Origin of the sequence: Campylobacter sp., from assembly GCF_017646085.1 — a bacterium.
GTDB lineage: Bacteria > Campylobacterota > Campylobacteria > Campylobacterales > Campylobacteraceae > Campylobacter.
Window position 1 is genome coordinate 1 of the sequence record NZ_JAGCNF010000029.1, and the last position, 2,179, is coordinate 2,179.

The following is a 2,179-nucleotide window of genomic DNA, read 5'->3' on the forward strand; positions in this document are numbered from 1 at the left end:
CCTTCGGTTAATAATATACCACTTGGTACGATTGGAGTTGGGTGGAATTGAACTGCTTCCATATTTCCAAGTCTTGCAATACCAGTTTCAAGAGCTATAGCAGCACCGATACCTTCGCAAATTACAGCATTTGTAGTGTGTTTATAAATTCTACCATAACCACCAGTTGCAATTAACGTACCTTTAGCTACATAAGCTGTTATTTCGCCAGTTACTAAATCACGTACAATTGCACCATAGCAGCGATTATTTTCATGAATTAGAGCGATAGCTTCTTTGCGGTCGTGAATTTCTACATTGCGTTTTAAAGCCTCATTTGCTACACCAAATAGCATTGTATGACCAGTAGCATCAGCTGTAAAGCATGTTCTCCATTTTTTTGTACCACCAAAGTCGCGGCTATGGATTAGGCCATGTACACTCTCTTTTTCATCAATTGTTGTTTTTTGAGCGTTGATGATAGCGCTTCTTTTACCTTTTGTAATTCTAGTCCAAGGCACGCCCCAAGCAGCTAGCTCACGGATAGCTTTTGGTGCTGTTTGAACAAACATTCTAGCAACTTCTTGATCGCATCCCCAGTCGCTACCTTTTACAGTATCTGCAAAGTGTACATCCTCATTGTCACCTTCACTCATTTTAGAGTTACCAAGACTTGCTTGCATACCACCTTGAGCAGCTGCAGAGTGGCTTCTTTTTACAGGACATAGACTTAAAACTACAGTACTAAGACCCTTATCAGCAGCAGCCACAGCAGCTCTAAGGCCAGCTAAACCACCACCAATTACTAATGCATCATAATATTTTACGTTCATATATATACTCCTAGTTCATAGCGATTTTAAGAAATGCCCCAAGGCTTAATAGTCCAAGAGCTATAAAGAATACGCTTAAAATCCATTTAGCTTTTTTAAGATTTTTACGAGTTGCTTTAGCATCTTTACCTTCAAACCATCCCCATTTTACGCATAGTCTATATAGACCAATACTACCATGAAGCTCAACAGCAAAAAGCAATACTAGATAGAATAACCACATAAAATGGCTATAAACACGCTCAGCAGAACCAAGTGTACCATCAGCCATTAAGCCAATTTGATCTGAATTTGTTATGATAATGATAAGGTGCGCTGAACCAAGGAAGAACATAATAAACCCAGTACACGCCTGAACCCACCAAAGTGATGTATCTTCGTGTTTCATACGAACAGCATGAGCACGATAAACTTGCCATTGGCGGAAGTTGATTGGCATTTTTCTCATACCAAGCGCAGCATGAACAAAGAAAATAACAAGCACACAAGCAGCTATAAAGCTAGTTACATAGCTCATATGCGGGCTATCATACATAAATCTAAGCTCTAAAACATGCACAACCTGATTATATACATCTTCACCAAATAGTATGGTAGATACAAACAGCATATGCGCCCACATAAATAGTCCTAGGACTAACCCAGTTCCACTTTGAATAAGATCGAGTTTTGCAGGAATTCTACTTTTCTTGCGATCCTCGCTTATACCAAGAAACCCTTCGATTTGCTTACTCATAAGCTCCCCTTATATTGTAAATTTGAACGAATCAACTGAAATTATACATCAGTTAAACTTGATATATTATTAAATTCATCTATTAAATTATAATCAAAAGTATCTATTTTTAGGCTTTTGAATCGAATTTTAAATAACAATTTAGATAATATTTTGATTTATTTGATATTTAAATTTAGTTAAATTTGACTATGGTTTAAATCTATTTTAATAATTATTATCATATAATTGCGCCGTTAATTTTTTTATAAGGTGAATTTATGAATAAAAAATATCTACTTTCCATAGCTGCGTTAGTATGTATATCAAACTATGCTCTAGCTAGTGATAAGTATGCATTAGACGAGGCAGTGGTGACAGCTTCTGGATTTTCTCAAGAGATTAAAGAAGCTCCAGCAACAATAAATGTCATTACTAAAAAGGATTTAGAAAGAAAGCCATATAGAGATATAGCTGAAGCTATATCAGATATACCAGGCGTAGATATAGGCACACCGGGTAAAACTGGTGCGAATAATATAACTATACGTGGTTTAAGTAGTAAAAATGGACATGTGCTAGTCTTAGTAGATGGTAGGCGTCAAGGCATTAGCGGTGATATAGGGCCAAATGGATTTACTGAGGTGATGAA

General features: G+C 36.5%; 2 protein-coding genes and 1 pseudogene. 1 reads left to right on the plus strand and 2 read right to left on the minus strand.

What is annotated here, in order from left to right; translation table 11 throughout:
* Window positions 1–812: FAD-binding protein (locus J6V67_RS01450; RefSeq protein WP_291857557.1), on the minus strand; the 812-nt coding region annotated here is incomplete at its 3' end.
* Between the two features lie 22 nt (window positions 813–834).
* A pseudogene (locus tag J6V67_RS01455) lies at window positions 835–1,548 on the minus strand (fumarate reductase cytochrome b subunit); the annotation flags it as partial.
* A gap of 260 nt (window positions 1,549–1,808) precedes the next feature.
* Between J6V67_RS01455 and J6V67_RS01460 the strand changes: the two are divergent.
* Window positions 1,809–2,179: TonB-dependent receptor plug domain-containing protein (locus tag J6V67_RS01460; RefSeq protein WP_291857558.1), on the plus strand; the 371-nt coding region annotated here is incomplete at its 3' end.